A 14,702-nucleotide genomic window follows, 5' to 3' on the forward strand; every position below is an offset into this window, starting at 1 on the left:
GATGAATATATTAGCTATCGATATTGGTGGAACATCTATTAAACTTGGCATCTCTGATGAAAAAGGGAATATAGTAAATTTTCAAGAGTTCGATTCTCAAGCTAAAATGGGAGGGAACCATTTAATAGAAAGAATAATTCAGTTAGTCAAAATGAATTATATAGACTTCCAAGCTATTGGCATTAGTACTGCTGGGCAGGTTAATAGTAAAGAAGGCTCTATCACCTATGCAAATGATAACATTCCTAATTTTACTGGTATGAGGTTAAAGGATATTTTTGAGTTGACTTTTAATGTCCCAGTTGCTGTAGAAAATGATGTGAATGCTGCAGCGTTAGGGGAAAAAAAGTTTGGTGCTGGTAAAAGGTATACTGACTTTTTATGTTTAACCTATGGAACTGGTATAGGTGGTGCTATTGTATATAATTCTAGTATCTATAGAGGATTTAATGGCTCAGCAGCTGAGTTTGGACATATCATTCTATATCCAGGTGGAAGGAAATGTACTTGTGGGTTTTTAGGCTGTTATGAAGTGTATGGTTCCACCACAGCCTTAGTTGAAAAAGCACTTCAAGTCGATCATAAGTATGCGAACGGTCGAGCGATATTTGAAGGGCTTGAAAGGGGTAATGCAGAACTGGAGAAGATTCTGAATGCATGGATAATGGATGTAGCATATGGTTTAGTTTCATTGACCCACATATTTAATCCGCCTGCAATTATATTAGGCGGTGGAGTTATGGAACAGGATAAATTAGTATCATTGGTAAACAGTAAAGTTAAGGAACTAGTAATGGAAAGCTATTCCGACATAGAAATTGTAAAGGCAACACTGGGTAACAAAGCAGGGTTATTAGGTGCAGTTTCCTTGCATTTATGAGTGAATCTTAGTGTAAGTCTTAAGTTCTTTTCAACTGAGAAATAATCGTTCTATCCAATTAGAGGTAGCGGATATTTCTTTTTTTATAAGGATAATAAATTATGTGAGGGTATTTAGACATATATGAGTAAATATATTAGGTTCCAAATCGATATAAAAATAACCTTTCACCCATTGTTTTAAGGGCTTATAAATAGTAGAATTGTCAAAGTAACGGGAAAAAAGACATGTGTTAATTTAACTACTTTATATGCAATTATAACTATGATAGATGTGAAGGGAATTTTTGGATGTGGATATTGAGTGTACTATTAGTAGTACTTATTATTGTAATTCTTCTATTAAACTTTAAACGGTCAAAGTTACAACAAGAGGTAGACTCTGTAATCCCAATGCTAGAAGTCGTAGAAAACTTAAAAGATATTATGTACTATTGCGAGTTAAAGCCAAACTTAAAATATCGTTATTTAAGTCCTGTAGTAGACCAGTTTTTTGGAGAGGGTGCTATGCAGGAACATATAAAAAATCCTAGTATAATCTTTCGTGATCTTGTGCATCCGGATGATCGGCATATTTTAGTGAAGAAAAATAATGGCGAACTGGATTATAGTAAGCCCATCGTAACTCGACTGAAAAATGCGGATGGTAAATACATTTGGTTTGAGGAATATGCTACACCTGTATATGACCAGGAAGGGCTAATTGCTATTCAAGGAGTTTTAAGAGACATAAGTGAAAAAGTGGAACTGCAACAGAAACTAGAATACAAAGTCACCCATGACGCTTTGACGAATGTATATAATCGAGGTTTTTTTGAATCACAGTTAGATTACTTCAACTGGAAAAGAGATGTCCCTGTTGCAGTTCTCATATGTGATGTAGATGAACTAAAACTAGTAAATGATCATTTTGGACACAGAGTAGGGGATTCTTTAATCCGTGAAACAGCCAAATTATTAAATAGTACAGTAATTGAAAATGGGATAGTAGCAAGAATAGGTGGGGATGAATTTGCTGTTATATTCATCAATACTGAATTATTACATATTGAAAAGTATTTAACGGATCTTCGAAAAGAAATTGATCTTTTTAATAGTGTAAGTAGACCTTACCGTGTTAAAATATCGGTTGGTTATGCATATAGTCCATCTTCTTTAGGGAAAATGGATGCACTATTCGTGGAAGCGGACAAAAAGATGTATGAAGAAAAAATAGGCAAAAGAAAACTTGTAGAGTTATAAAAAAAGAAAGTGATCTAAAGCCTTGAAATCATGATAGTTCAATATCCAATCAAATAGAAAGTAAGAAGCTGCCAATCCTCTTTGGTAGCTTCTTTTTTGCGTTACAAATAATGATTCGATGTATGTAAAATACTTATTTCCATATAAAACCTTACATAAAATAATTGTTTTGATGCATATTAAAACAGTCGACAACTTCAGATTTTAAGAGACCTTTATAATGTGCTCTTTGGAAAGCTACCTATTGCACTTATAGACAGAAATGTTTGTATCTCTCTTTTTTAGGGCAATACATAAAAGGGATTATTGAAAAGTACATCGGAGGTATAACATTGAAAAATAGAATTATAATATTTACACTAATATTTATAAGTATAACTTTATCTACAGCAAGTGCTTCAGAACCATTGATAAACCAACTAGATTTACCAAATACAAAGGTAGAGGATACACCTATCGTAGAAGAAAGTCTTCCAGATCCAACTATTCATACAGTTGTAGAAGGAGATAATCTGTATGATATTGCGGAAGCTTATAATGTTCCCATTGACTTACTAATGGAGTGGAATGGATTGTCTGATCATGTGATTTATCCAAAAGACCAGTTAATACTAAGTAAGGATGCGGAGCTAGTGAAGCACCCAAGTACTATTCCGCCAGACGGACCAGGACAAGAGATGATAGTGGAGGCAACAGCCTATACAGCCTATTGCTATGGCTGCATCGGCATAACTGCTTACGGCATCGATCTAAGATCTAATCCAGAAGAGAAAGTGATTGCAGTGGACCCTACAGTTATTCCGCTTGGCACTAAAGTGTGGGTAGAAGGATACGGAGAAGCAATTGCTGGGGATACTGGTGGTGCTATAAAAGGTAATCGAATTGATGTGTTCATTCCTACTTATGATGGAGCAATTGAGTGGGGAAGACAGGAAATAATATTGAAAATCCTGGAGTAATTTAGATGAAAACTATGTGTATATAACACCATTTTTCCAAACAGATTTTATATGTTTGGGAGGATGGTTTCTTTTTATTTTGTTAGAATGTTTGTTTTTGAAAGTTTTTGGGCAATACTTAATCAAATTTAAAAGTGATTGAAAGATTGCTTGTAAGGAGGATAAAGTATTGAAAGCAAAAACGTTGTTAATGATTTTAGTAGCTACTTTTTCGATGAGCTCAGTAACGTACGCTGCTGATCCATTTCTAGTCGCCACTAGTGATGGAGAAGAATTTGATATATACAATTCAGATAGCGTCGCGGATTTTTCTTTTTTTGATGATGCACTAAATATCGAACTAGCTTATGATTTTCTACTGGAACCTAAGACATATACGGTAGAAAAAGGGGATAATCTATTTAGGATTGCTCTAGAGCATAGTATTTCATTGGAATCTCTGATGGAATGGAATAATATCGAAGGGGAACTAATCTTACCTGGCGATGTATTAACTGTAAGCAACACTGGTATCCCTGAAACTATTAAGAAGGTAGCGGCTGCTTCAACAACTGTAGCTAGAAGTTCCCCACCTACTAATACGGTGGAAGAACCAAAAGTAACCGTATCTTCTTCCAAAGAAGAGCCGGAAAGTTATGGAGCAGAGATGACGGTTACCGCCACGGCTTACACAGCGTATTGCGCAGGGTGCTCAGGGACGACCGCATATGGAATCGATTTGCGAGCTAATCCCAATCAAAAAGTAATAGCAGTAGATCCTCGGGTAATCCCATTAGGTACAAGAGTGTGGGTAGAGGGTTATGGAGAAGCAATAGCTGGTGACACAGGGGGAGCTATTAAAGGCAATAAAATTGATGTTTTTATCCCTTCGCATGATAATGCTATCGCTTGGGGAGTCAAAGAAGTAAAACTTAGAGTTATCAATTAAATCCCAAAAACAGATCAGCGACTTATGCTGATCTGTTTTTTTTAGTAATACATATTTAGTTCGTTTTTATAAGTAAGTAGATAAAGTAAGGAGCACCAAGAACGGAGATAACCAATCCGACTGGGAGTTCCATTGGTGCTAATATGACTCGGCCAAGGGTGTCTGCGAGTAATAGTAACAGTGCTCCTAGCAAAGCAGCTAGGGGTAGTGACTTGGCATGAGAAGCACCTACTAAACGGCGTGCCATATGTGGAGCGATTAGACCGAGAAAAGTAATTCCTCCTCCAACTGATACACAAACCGCCGCAATCGCTACGGAAATGAACAGAAGGAAGCGTCTTTCTTTTTCAATATTGGCCCCGACACCTATTGCAATAGAGTCTCCTAACTTTAATACATCTAAGACTCGAGATTTATAAAGAACAATTGGGATCAGGACAACTAACCAAAGTGCAATCATCCAAACAAATGTCCAATTTGTTCCCCAAATACTACCAGAAAGCCAAACGATCGCTTTCATAAAGTCAATCGGCTCCATTTTCATTTGGAAAATAGTTAGACCTGCTCCAAATGCAGCATTAATCCCGATTCCTACAAGTATTAGCCGTATAGGAGTTACACGACCATTTTTCCAGGAAATTATATAGATGAGGAATGCTGCTATAAATCCTCCGATTAGTGCTGCAAATGGCATGATGAAAATAGAAAGCCAACCAGTTATAAAGACAGTTCCTTGAAAAAAGAACATATAAAGCACGATGGTAAAACCTGCACCAGCATTGATGCCTAAAATACCGGGATCAGCTAGTGGGTTTCCAGAAATTCCTTGCAAAATTGCACCAGATATAGAAATTCCTAAACCTACCAGTAAGGCCATGAATATTCGAGGTAAGCGGAATTCAAATATAGTAAGTTCATTTTGAGGAGTACCATTACCAAACAATGTAGCAATAACATCGGCAATCGGTATTTTCATATATCCTGCATTAATACTTATAAGAATAGCCATAATGATTAAAATAAATGTAGTGATCATAAGAAACTTATATTTGGCTTCATTTTTAGCTAAAGTGTTTGGCATCATAATCCTCTCCCCTCTTTACGTGCTAGGTAGAGAAAGAACGGCACACCGATCAAGGCAGTAATTGCACTAACAGGTGTCTCAAAGGGAGGATTTACACTGCGTCCAACGATATCTGCAGTGATCAATAATATACCGCCTAAAATAGCGGAACATGGAATAATCCACCGATAATCTACTCCAACTAGAAATCTAGTGATATGAGGAATTACCAGACCTACAAAACCAATCATCCCAGCAATGGATACTGCAGCTCCCGTTAATAGAAGTACAGCAATTGTTCCTAACAATTGTACATAACCGGTTCGTTGACCGAGTCCTTTTGCGACATCTTCTCCTAAACTTAGCACAGAGATAGAGCGCGACAAGATTAACGCTAATATAAGTCCGACGATGATAAATGGAATAGCAAATAAAATATGTTGCGGCTGAATACTCGATACGCCGCCAGCATACCAGTAGCTGATATCCTTTGATACATTGAATTTAATACCAATAGCTGTGGATAGGGAACTAAGTAGGGAAGTAATGGCTGAGCCGACTAGCGCTAATTTTACCGGAGTAACTCCACCCTTCGCCATAGCAGAGATTCCAAATACTAAAGCTGCACCGAGCCCCGCTCCAACGAATGAGAACATCATTAAGCCCAAGTAACTTATACCTGGTAACGCAGCTAGCGCAATGGCTATTAAAAAAGATGACCCTGAAGTAACCCCCATTATGGATGGGGAAGCCAATGGATTTCTTGTCATCCCTTGCATGATTGCACCAGATACTGCTAAAGCAGCTCCAACAGAAATAGCGGCTATAGCTCGGGGAAGTCGAAGTTCACGAATGATAACATGGGAAGAATTAGTTGGATCAAAGTGAAAAATAGCACTCCATACGTCCTGATAGCTTAAGGTGGAGGATGCCCCAAAATTTATAGATACCACCACACTAAGGGCAAGTAGTATGATGCCAATGATAATGACAGCAGAGCTAGTGAAAGGATTTTTATAATCTAATGTTGTTTTAGTATTCATATGTATCATTATCCCCATTTTAAGAAAAAATAAATATTGACAAATGAAAGAATTTGTATTCTAATTGAAATCGAGAATCATTATCAATGATTCTATTATATCATACCAAAAGGGAGATTAACATGAAAAATATACTAGGTAAAAATAAATGGATACAATTAGTAGGAGCAGGTGCTTTAGCTTTAGCATTAGCGGCTTGTGGTGATGAAGATTCTAAAGAGCAGTCCACAACAGATAAAGCAGAAGAACAAGCAACGGACGCACAGGAAAGCGATACACGTACATTGACAGATGCGATGGGCAATGAAGTAGTAGTGCCTGTTAACCCAGAACGTGTACTAGCTTCATACTTAGAAGATAATTTAGTCGCATTAGGAATAACTCCTGTTGCACAATGGAGTGTAAATGATGGAGCAAGCATACAGGGATATTTACAGGACGATTTAAAAGACGTTCCAATGATTCCTTATGACCTACCATTCGAAGCAGTTCAAGAATACGCACCTGACTTGATCATCATGGATTCAGCAAGTATGGTAGAAGGCGGTAAATACGAGCAATACAGTAAAATTGCTCCAACATACGTAATTGGAACAGAAGTCAACAACGATTGGCGCGACGAACTAAAGCGTGTAGGGGAAGTATTCGGTAAAGAAGCAGAAGCTCAAAAAGCACTGGAAGATTATGATGCAAAAGCGGCAGAAGCAAAAGCAACGATAGAAGCTGAGGTAGGAAATCCTTCAGTAGCTGCTGTATGGCTAGTAGGTGGGAAATTCTTCGTAGTAGGAGAAAACTTATCTAGTGGTGCGGTAATGTATGGTGATTTAGGATTGAAGACACCTGCAGTAGTAAAAGAAATTTCAGCAAGTGCAACTGGTAACTGGAGTGAAATATCTTTAGAAAAACTGGTTGAGTTAGATGCAGAGCATTTATTCTTGATTAATAGTGATACAACAAGTGGTTCTACTGCTTTAAGTGAAGCATTATGGAACAGTGTTCCTGCTGTAAAAGCTGGAAATGTATATGAATTTTCCCCAGACGAAAGTTGGTTATACACTGGAACAATTGCTAATGAACAAATTATCGACAATATTTTAAAAAGCATTGTAAAATAGGCTGCCAAGAGAGGCTATCTCCCTGTTATTGGGAGATAGCCTTTAATTGTTTTAGTTCTTCTGCCAATTTAGATCTACGTAACTTTCTGTGTCGCAGAAAGTCCTTCATCTCATCCACAGATTGATAAGACAAGCGAATATAGTAATAATTTATATACTCTGCTAGCGCAAACAAATATAAAAAGAGGGTCCAATAGTAGGCTTTAGAATGATTTATCGATTCATATATCAATAGAACAAAGCCAGCTCCTATAAGAAAAAGATTCACTCGCTTTAGAATCCGAAAAAATTTCAGATGATAATCGGGCAATATAGTGAAATCCCTATGCTTAGCTTGTCTCCATTTTAAATACCAATAATAACTTCCTTGTAATAATAGAAATTCTAGGAATAGAAATGCATATAAAGGGGGAAAAGAAGTTAAGTATGGATTTGCCCATTCATACATACGTAAAAACAGTAGCCATACACCTCCAAACATGATTGTTGCGGTCAATTCACCTGTAAACAATTTAAATAGTGTTTTTGTCAGTTTCTGATGCATGTACACGCCCTCTTTGCGTAAAATTCTATGTTTAACATCGATTGTACCCCCCTTTAATCATTTAATTTACTAAAGGGTTGAGAAGACAGATAGAATGTAGCATAATAAGAAAATTAATATTTATATAATGGGAGCTGTTTCTATGTCTATTAACATGAAAGTAAAAAGTAACTCACAACATCAAAACAGTCATTTTGAAAATCGTGGACGATTGCTAGTAAAATGCCCTGATAAACCAGGAATCGTGTCAGTGCTATCAGCATTTTTACACACACATAATTCAAATATTATTGAGTCTAGCCAATATTCCAGTGATCCAGTGAACGGTACATTTTTTATACGAATTGCATATCATTGTGAAGGTTTAGTTGGAAAGTGTGCACAAATGGAAAAGGATTTCGAACAAATTGCTGCAGTGCATAATATGGAATATAGTTTTAATTATTTACGTGAGCGTACACGTTCTGCAATTTTTGTTTCTAAGGAACCACACTGTTTAATGGAGCTTTTATGGGAATGGCAAAACGGAGATTTGGATACAGATATAGTTGTAGTCATTAGTAATCATGAAGACGCCCGACCATTTGTCGAGGCTCTAGGCATTCCATATTATTATATACCAGCAAACAAAGAAATTCGAAAACAAGTGGAAGCTGAACAGGTTCGTTTAATGGAGCAGTACAAAATAGATTTACTCATCCTGGCTCGTTATATGCAAATATTAACACCAGAGTTTGTAGAGCATTTTGAAAATCGGATTATTAATATACATCATTCATTTCTACCAGCGTTTATCGGTGCTGGTCCATATGAGCGGGCATACGAACGCGGAGTAAAGCTGATTGGGGCTACTTCTCATTATGTAACAAACAATTTAGATGAAGGTCCAATTATCGAACAAGATGTGGAGCGAGTAGATCATCGGGATGACGTAGTTCAGTTAAAGAAAATTGGTCGTACTATCGAGCGACGAGTATTAACAAAAGCTGTGAAATGGCATTTAGAAAATCGTGTTATCGTAGAAGGCAATAAGACGATCGTTTTCCACTAAGTCAAAAGTTGGTAATGCTCATATAGGTTGAATGCGCTACTCCTTCTGTATATAATGGATATAGAAACAGAGACTATAAAGACTGGATACGCGAATATCCAGTCAGCAATTACAGACCGCGGAAAGAGCGGTTGGTCCAAGGTCGAAAATAACCGTCAAACCTTTAGCTCAGGGGACGGTTATTTCTTTTTTACAAAGAAAATGATAATGGTCACTACTATGGAAAAGGTTGCTATCAGTACAGCACTAAGCTGGATCAACAAACTCATCATCTGGTATGTTGTCATGGCAACACCTCCTAACGGAAAAGTGACCAGCCGCCTACCCTACTATGTAATTGCCAACTTATTATAACACAAAAAAGAACTAATGTTCTATTTTATTGTTGTATCGTTATTCGAATCTCTAATCTAATGATGTCAAAGATGCATGATTTTTCACATAAATTCTCCGACAATAAAAGCCCTACCAGAACAATTATTTCTCAGGTAGGGCTTCTATTAAATTTGAATGGGTTTCTTTGCTCGAATATCTCCTAATAAGAACCTTCCGTATGGAATCATTTTTTGAATAATGATAGATGCTATGATCGGTATGATTAATCCGAGTGTCGTAAAACCAATAATGCCGTATTGGAAATAGTCGTTCAGGATAATATCAGTGAAAATATGCAAATACATAATCGTAATTGAATGTTTTTCAATTTTTGCCAACCAGTCTAACGAAAGTATAGCAGTAATTCTTTGGAACAGACCAAGAATAACGATTATGAACGCAATAGGTATCACTAAGTCTAGTAGTAAATGTTCATAGCGAAGGAATTTCATACTTAAGTGATAATCAATAACCCCAAGTTTATCAGTAACTATCGCAGTTATTGCCACGATTAGAGCTCCGATAAACCACGTTTTAGTAATGTTCATCCAAATAGATTTAGCATAATAGCCAAGAGAAAAATAGACGATTGCCATTAAGACGACATCCAAGTTCCAAAGTATTGGAATTGTTTGTGAAGCTTTATCTGGTGCTCCACTAATATATTGCATTGCAAAAATACTTTCTAAATGTGCGACGATGTAAAATACGATAAGTAATACTATTTGTTTGAATCGATTTAAATACTTTGTCATCAATGTGAACAATAAATATGTAAAGAACAATGTGGTGACGAACCAGAAAACTCCATAAGCACCACGTGCAAAACGACCCGCAATAACTAATTTCCATAAATCTTGTATGTACCAGGATAAGTCGAAGTTACCTCCTGCAAGCTCCATTCCATATCGAACAGTTGTAATGGCTAATAGGAAAAAGAAATAAGGTACCATCAGCTGTAGAAACCTTTTTTTGATAGAGACTTTTGTATCTTGTTCCTCTTTTAATTCTTTGAAAAATAATCCACTTAATAAGAAAAAGGCCGGCATATGAAACCAATATATATATGTGATAAACGGAAAATCCAATTCACCTGGATAATGTCCGATTACAACTAATATCATTAAGAATCCTTTTGTCACATCGACCCATGTTAATCGCTTGTTAGCCATAAAACTTCCTCCAAAACATAATATCTATGTTTGTTTATCCGTTTTTGGGTAATTATAAACGTATAATGTGTTTCAAGTATATTACATATTTTTAAAAGGAGTTTTGTTATATGTTGGAAGTAATTTGTTTTGGTGATAGTATCACTGCCAGAAAAGAAGGGTATCCATCGCCCATATTAACTCATAAAATGTCTTCAAAAATGCCTAATTATAAATTTATCAATGCAGGAGTATCCGGAAATACAACGGAGCAAGCGATGTTTCGTTTTAACAAAGATGTGTTATCTAAGCGTCCAGATGTAGTGACTGTATTATTTGGAGCAAATGATTCGGCAACTGATAAGTTGGTAGATATAGATACGTTTAAGCGTAATATTTCATTGTTTACAAAGCAGATTGGTCCAGAAAAGACTATATTAATAAGCCCAGCTCCCGTTGATGAATCCCTTCAGCGCAACCGAACGAATGAACGTTTAAAACAATATGCTCAGGTCGTTCAAGAGGTGGCAGAAGAAACAAACAGTTATTTTATCGATTTTTTTCAAATTGTATACTCAAAGCCAAACTATAAGGAGTTATTAGTTGGAGAGAAGAATGATGGACTTCATTTTGGGGAAGCTTGCTATGAATTGCTTTCTGATGTAATAGTGGAAAAGATAGAGGACATGGAAATTGAGGATGGTTTCTTCAAAAAGTTAGTAGACCGATTAATGAGAGGCTAGTATTTTTCTAGCGATTGTTGGTAATGATAATAGAAAGATTCGAATGAGGAGTGAATTTTTCATGCTGCAATTACAAACAGAGTTAGAAGGAAAAGAAATCGGTTTTGGTGATTTAAGAAGTAGAATAGATAGCCTCGGGTATACGATAGGTGGAAATTGGGACTACCATAAAGGCAGTTTTGACAATGTATTATGGCGAAATGAAGGCGAAACCATTTACTTGCGACTTCCATTTGAAGTGGTGGAAGGGGAGTTAGATAATTACGACGCACAGATTAAGTTTCAAACTCCTTATGTGATCAAGCATGTTGTTAATATAGGTTTAGATGATGAGGAGAATTCACTGCTCACTTCTACAGGGTTCAATCAATTCCAACCTCCAGTTGATAAGGATGGTCAAATTGAAAACCAAAATAAATGGACAGCAGCTGGAGAACAAGCAGTTGAGAAAATCGTACGGTTAGTTCAATAAGTGAAAGATCATTTTGCACAAGTTGCGAAATGGTCTTTTTTTTAACTGATGAGAAAGTGTATGTAGTGTGAAATCTGGAATTATTGAACCTTTAAGAAAAAATTATACTACTGATTTTCGGATAACCTTCTACAAGTAATTATTCGTCCAGACTTCAGCGTCTAGCCCCTCGAGTCGCTTCAGAATAGCAATAAAGGCAAAGAGCGCCTTTATTGCTATTCTTCCAGCGCTTGTCGGGTCTTACCTAGGCGCTTGCGCTTTTGTTCTTGCTAGAAGCTAACTGAAAGACCCCACACTTACAATATTCGACGTATTTCATTATAATAGAAGCATTAGAGATGTAACTGGAAAGGAAAGCAACCGATGAAATATGAACGAATGATTAATTCGGAGCAAGAAACACAGGCTCTTGCTGAGCAAATGGCAGCTCGCTTACATGCCGGGGATGTCCTGACTCTAGAAGGTGATTTAGGAGCAGGTAAAACGACATTCACTAAAAGTGTGGCAAAAGGTTTGGGTATTAAGCGTAACGTGAACAGTCCCACTTTTACTATATTAAAACAGTATGAGGGTAGGCTCCCGTTAAACCATTTAGATGTTTACCGACTTGCAAATAGTGACGAGGATCTAGGGTGGGACGAGCTGTTTTACGGGGATGCGGTCAGTATTATTGAGTGGGCCCATTTGATAGAAGAAGACCTACCAGCAGAACGATTAGCGATTCAGATACTACGGCTAGATGAGAATGCCAGAAAATTTACGTTTATGCCCCTGGGCGAACGATATGAACAATTATGTGAGGAGCTTTTTGAATGATTTGGTTAGGAATAGATACATCACATACACCGCTAGCGGTAGCTATTGTAAAGGACGAACAAGTACTTGCTTCGATTCAGTCCTCTATGAAAATTACTCACTCGATTGGAACAATGCCAGCGATTGAAGAATTAATGGAAAAAGCAAATATCAAGCCAAATGAAATAGAGGCAATTGCTGTAGCGAAAGGACCCGGTTCTTATACAGGAGTCCGTATTGGAGTTACGATTGGAAAAACGCTCGCATGGACACTAAAGGTGCCGATATATTCAGTATCGAGCTTACATGTACTTGCCGGGAATGCACCCTATTTCCAAGGAGTAGTGTGTTCTATTATGGATGCACGTCGCGGTAATGTCTTTGCTGGAATCTATACAAACGGTGAAGTAGTAAAAGAAGCGCATATGTCTTTAGTAGATCTACTGACCACGTTAGATAATTTAGAACAGCCAGTTTTGTTTGTTGGGATGGATGTTACAATTCACTGGGAACATATAAAGGAAGTACTTGGAGATAAGGTGCAACGTGTTAATGCTGCTTTCGATTTACCAAATGCTGCAGTTTTAATAGAAATGGCAAAAAAAATGGAGCCTGACGAAGTGCATACAGTAGTGCCAGAGTATTTACGTATTACAGAAGCAGAGGCAAACTGGATGAAAGAGCAGAAGAAAAATGGAAACTAATATTACGTATCGCAAAATGACAATAGATGATATAGACCAAGTTCTGTTAATCGAAGAGGAAGCTTTCGATACACCGTGGACAAGAGAAGCCTTTGAGCACGAAATGACGACAAATGAATATTCACACTATCTTGTAGCTGAAACTGAAACGAAAGAGTTAGTTGGATACTGTGGCATGTGGGTAGTGATGGATGAAAGTCATATTACCAATGTGGCGGTATCGGAAAGAATGCGTGGAAACAAAATTGGCGAAGGCTTAATGCGTGAAGCTATCCGTGTTGTAACAGAGCAAAATGTAGTTCTCATGACGTTAGAAGTTAGAGTTTCAAATGATGTAGCGAAGAACTTATATCATAAACTCAATTTTCAAGACGGAGGCATACGGAAAAATTATTATTCAGATACCGGAGAGGATGCACTTGTGATGTGGGTGGAGTTTAAATGATGAAAGACCAATATATCTTAGGGATAGAAACGAGCTGTGATGAGACAGCGGCATCGATAGTAAAAAATGGGCAAGAGATTATTTCCAATGTAGTCGCTTCACAAATTGAAAGTCATAAACGATTCGGTGGGGTAGTGCCCGAAATTGCATCCAGACATCATGTGGAGCAAATTACGATTGTCATTGAAGAAGCATTAAAACAAGCAGGCATGACACCTCAGGATTTAGATGCAGTTGCAGTAACAGAAGGACCTGGGTTAGTAGGGGCTCTTCTAATAGGTATAAATGCAGCGAAAGCATTTGCTTTTGCGAATGGGCTTCCACTTGTCGGAGTTCATCATATCGCAGGACATATTTATGCAAATGCGTTAGTACAGAAGATGGAATTTCCACTTCTTGCATTAGTTGTTTCTGGAGGGCATACAGAGCTTGTATTGATGAAGGACGATGGTCTGTTCGAACTAATCGGTGAGACTAGAGATGACGCTGCAGGTGAAGCGTACGATAAAGTAGCACGTGTACTGAATCTCCCTTACCCAGGAGGCCCACATATCGATAAGCTAGCTAATGAAAGTGACGAAGCACTGCAATTTCCAAGAGCTTGGCTAGAAGAGGGGTCCTATGATTTTAGCTTTAGTGGATTAAAATCAGCAGTTATCAATTATCAGCATAACGCCGAGCAACGAGGGGAAAAAGTAAATCCGAACCATCTGGCGGCGGGCTTCCAGCAAAGTGTAGTGGAAGTATTAACAACAAAAACAATTCGTGCTGCACGAGAATTTAAAGTTAAACAAGTCATAGCGGCAGGTGGAGTTGCTGCCAATAAAGGACTTCGTACATCACTAGAAGAAGCTTTTACTAAAGAAAATATATCTTTTTATGTTCCCCCCATCAAACTGTGTACCGATAATGCTGCGATGATTGCAGCTGCAGGAAATTCGAAATTTTCAGCGGGTCATAGAGGTAATATGTCGATGAATGGTAGGCCTGGACTAGAATTAGATAGTTGGAACTGAAAAAAACAGAAATACTATAATAGCCCTGAAAAGCGTCGGAGATTTGACGGTAAGGCATCTTTTGCCTTTATCCGACATTCTGAAACAACTCAAGGGGCTAGAGCCTAGACAAATAATTGATGCCCTCTTTTCTTCGACAAGAAAAGAGGGTTTTTTAACACGGAATTTAGTAGTTGT

Annotated in this window: 17 protein-coding genes; 13 read left to right on the top strand and 4 right to left on the bottom strand. The window is 37.4% G+C overall.

Annotated features, from left to right (window positions below; translation table 11 throughout):
* The first annotated feature begins 1 nt into the window (after position 1).
* The 4 genes from BM260_RS15520 (at position 2) to BM260_RS18835 (ending at position 4,008) form a co-directional block, all read left to right on the top strand.
* Complete coding sequence (locus BM260_RS15520) at positions 2–880, top strand: ROK family protein (RefSeq protein ID WP_093538265.1); 879 nt, start codon at positions 2–4, stop codon at positions 878–880.
* A 290-nt stretch (positions 881–1,170) separates the two neighbouring features.
* Positions 1,171–2,121, top strand: a complete 951-nt coding sequence (locus tag BM260_RS15525) for a sensor domain-containing diguanylate cyclase (protein WP_093538266.1) — start codon at positions 1,171–1,173, stop codon at positions 2,119–2,121.
* Between the two features lie 332 nt (positions 2,122–2,453).
* A complete protein-coding gene (locus tag BM260_RS18830) occupies positions 2,454–3,080 on the top strand; it encodes a 3D domain-containing protein (protein WP_093538267.1) in 627 nt (208 codons plus the stop codon).
* Between the two features lie 169 nt (positions 3,081–3,249).
* Positions 3,250–4,008 carry a 3D domain-containing protein gene (locus tag BM260_RS18835; RefSeq protein WP_281249763.1) on the top strand — a complete coding sequence of 253 codons (759 nt, stop codon included), beginning with the start codon at positions 3,250–3,252 and terminating at the stop codon, positions 4,006–4,008.
* A 55-nt stretch (positions 4,009–4,063) separates the two neighbouring features.
* On the opposite strand, the gene BM260_RS15540 is transcribed toward BM260_RS18835, so the two are convergent.
* Together BM260_RS15540 and BM260_RS15545 are read right to left on the bottom strand one after the other, a co-directional pair.
* A complete protein-coding gene (locus BM260_RS15540) occupies positions 4,064–5,092 on the bottom strand; it encodes a FecCD family ABC transporter permease (RefSeq protein WP_407691721.1) in 1,029 nt (342 codons plus the stop codon).
* Positions 5,089–6,123 carry a FecCD family ABC transporter permease gene (locus BM260_RS15545; RefSeq protein ID WP_407691723.1) on the bottom strand — a complete coding sequence of 345 codons (1,035 nt, stop codon included), beginning with the start codon at positions 6,121–6,123 and terminating at the stop codon, positions 5,089–5,091. The genes BM260_RS15540 and BM260_RS15545 overlap by 4 nt, the downstream gene beginning before the upstream one ends.
* A gap of 113 nt (positions 6,124–6,236) precedes the next feature.
* Here BM260_RS15545 and BM260_RS15550 point away from each other — a divergent pair, with 113 nt between their 5' ends.
* Positions 6,237–7,229 carry an ABC transporter substrate-binding protein gene (locus BM260_RS15550; protein WP_093538269.1) on the top strand — a complete coding sequence of 331 codons (993 nt, stop codon included), beginning with the start codon at positions 6,237–6,239 and terminating at the stop codon, positions 7,227–7,229.
* A 25-nt stretch (positions 7,230–7,254) separates the two neighbouring features.
* Here BM260_RS15550 and BM260_RS15555 read toward each other — a convergent pair whose 3' ends face one another.
* Entirely contained in the window at positions 7,255–7,773 is a 519-nt protein-coding gene (locus BM260_RS15555; protein WP_093538270.1) for a hypothetical protein, read from the bottom strand.
* A 142-nt stretch (positions 7,774–7,915) separates the two neighbouring features.
* Here BM260_RS15555 and purU point away from each other — a divergent pair, with 142 nt between their 5' ends.
* Positions 7,916–8,824 carry a formyltetrahydrofolate deformylase gene (purU, locus tag BM260_RS15560; protein WP_245762758.1) on the top strand — a complete coding sequence of 303 codons (909 nt, stop codon included), beginning with the start codon at positions 7,916–7,918 and terminating at the stop codon, positions 8,822–8,824.
* Between the two features lie 54 nt (positions 8,825–8,878).
* Entirely contained in the window at positions 8,879–9,178 is a 300-nt protein-coding gene (locus BM260_RS15565; protein ID WP_093538271.1) for a hypothetical protein, read from the top strand.
* Between the two features lie 146 nt (positions 9,179–9,324).
* Here BM260_RS15565 and BM260_RS15570 read toward each other — a convergent pair whose 3' ends face one another.
* Positions 9,325–10,371, bottom strand: coding sequence for an acyltransferase family protein (locus BM260_RS15570; protein ID WP_093538272.1), 1,047 nt, complete (start codon positions 10,369–10,371; stop codon positions 9,325–9,327).
* A gap of 110 nt (positions 10,372–10,481) precedes the next feature.
* Here BM260_RS15570 and BM260_RS15575 point away from each other — a divergent pair, with 110 nt between their 5' ends.
* From BM260_RS15575 to tsaD, 6 genes are all read left to right on the top strand, one after another.
* Positions 10,482–11,093, top strand: a complete 612-nt coding sequence (locus BM260_RS15575; protein WP_093538273.1) for a GDSL-type esterase/lipase family protein — start codon at positions 10,482–10,484, stop codon at positions 11,091–11,093.
* A 61-nt stretch (positions 11,094–11,154) separates the two neighbouring features.
* Complete coding sequence (locus BM260_RS15580) at positions 11,155–11,565, top strand: YugN family protein (protein ID WP_093538274.1); 411 nt, start codon at positions 11,155–11,157, stop codon at positions 11,563–11,565.
* A 363-nt stretch (positions 11,566–11,928) separates the two neighbouring features.
* The gene (gene tsaE, locus BM260_RS15585) at positions 11,929–12,381 is read left to right on the top strand and encodes a tRNA (adenosine(37)-N6)-threonylcarbamoyltransferase complex ATPase subunit type 1 TsaE (protein ID WP_093538275.1); all 453 of its coding nucleotides are present in this window, start codon (positions 11,929–11,931) and stop codon (positions 12,379–12,381) included.
* Positions 12,378–13,064: a tRNA (adenosine(37)-N6)-threonylcarbamoyltransferase complex dimerization subunit type 1 TsaB gene (gene tsaB / locus BM260_RS15590; RefSeq protein ID WP_093538276.1), complete on the top strand. Its 687-nt coding sequence runs from the start codon at positions 12,378–12,380 to the stop codon at positions 13,062–13,064. Before tsaE ends, tsaB begins: the two co-directional genes overlap by 4 nt.
* The gene (gene rimI, locus BM260_RS15595) at positions 13,054–13,509 is read left to right on the top strand and encodes a ribosomal protein S18-alanine N-acetyltransferase (RefSeq protein WP_093538277.1); all 456 of its coding nucleotides are present in this window, start codon (positions 13,054–13,056) and stop codon (positions 13,507–13,509) included. The genes tsaB and rimI overlap by 11 nt, the downstream gene beginning before the upstream one ends.
* Positions 13,506–14,525, top strand: a complete 1,020-nt coding sequence (tsaD, locus tag BM260_RS15600) for a tRNA (adenosine(37)-N6)-threonylcarbamoyltransferase complex transferase subunit TsaD (protein ID WP_093538278.1) — start codon at positions 13,506–13,508, stop codon at positions 14,523–14,525. The genes rimI and tsaD overlap by 4 nt, the downstream gene beginning before the upstream one ends.
* The last annotated feature ends 177 nt before the right edge of the window (positions 14,526–14,702 follow it).

The organism is Psychrobacillus psychrotolerans (assembly GCF_900115805.1).
Classification (GTDB): domain Bacteria; phylum Bacillota; class Bacilli; order Bacillales_A; family Planococcaceae; genus Psychrobacillus; species Psychrobacillus psychrotolerans.

Coding starts and splice junctions, on each gene's coding strand:
- BM260_RS15520 (WP_093538265.1), top strand. CDS start 2: ATGAATATATTAGCTATCGATATTGGTGGAACATCTATTAAACTTGGC.
- BM260_RS15525 (WP_093538266.1), top strand. CDS start 1,171: ATGTGGATATTGAGTGTACTATTAGTAGTACTTATTATTGTAATTCTT.
- BM260_RS15540 (WP_407691721.1), bottom strand. CDS start 5,092: ATGATGCCAAACACTTTAGCTAAAAATGAAGCCAAATATAAGTTTCTT.
- BM260_RS15545 (WP_407691723.1), bottom strand. CDS start 6,123: ATGATACATATGAATACTAAAACAACATTAGATTATAAAAATCCTTTC.
- BM260_RS15550 (WP_093538269.1), top strand. CDS start 6,237: ATGAAAAATATACTAGGTAAAAATAAATGGATACAATTAGTAGGAGCA.
- BM260_RS15555 (WP_093538270.1), bottom strand. CDS start 7,773: ATGCATCAGAAACTGACAAAAACACTATTTAAATTGTTTACAGGTGAA.
- purU (WP_245762758.1), top strand. CDS start 7,916: ATGTCTATTAACATGAAAGTAAAAAGTAACTCACAACATCAAAACAGT.
- BM260_RS15565 (WP_093538271.1), top strand. CDS start 8,879: ATGGATATAGAAACAGAGACTATAAAGACTGGATACGCGAATATCCAG.
- BM260_RS15570 (WP_093538272.1), bottom strand. CDS start 10,371: ATGGCTAACAAGCGATTAACATGGGTCGATGTGACAAAAGGATTCTTA.
- BM260_RS15575 (WP_093538273.1), top strand. CDS start 10,482: ATGTTGGAAGTAATTTGTTTTGGTGATAGTATCACTGCCAGAAAAGAA.
- BM260_RS15580 (WP_093538274.1), top strand. CDS start 11,155: ATGCTGCAATTACAAACAGAGTTAGAAGGAAAAGAAATCGGTTTTGGT.
- tsaE (WP_093538275.1), top strand. CDS start 11,929: ATGAAATATGAACGAATGATTAATTCGGAGCAAGAAACACAGGCTCTT.
- tsaB (WP_093538276.1), top strand. CDS start 12,378: ATGATTTGGTTAGGAATAGATACATCACATACACCGCTAGCGGTAGCT.
- rimI (WP_093538277.1), top strand. CDS start 13,054: ATGGAAACTAATATTACGTATCGCAAAATGACAATAGATGATATAGAC.
- tsaD (WP_093538278.1), top strand. CDS start 13,506: ATGATGAAAGACCAATATATCTTAGGGATAGAAACGAGCTGTGATGAG.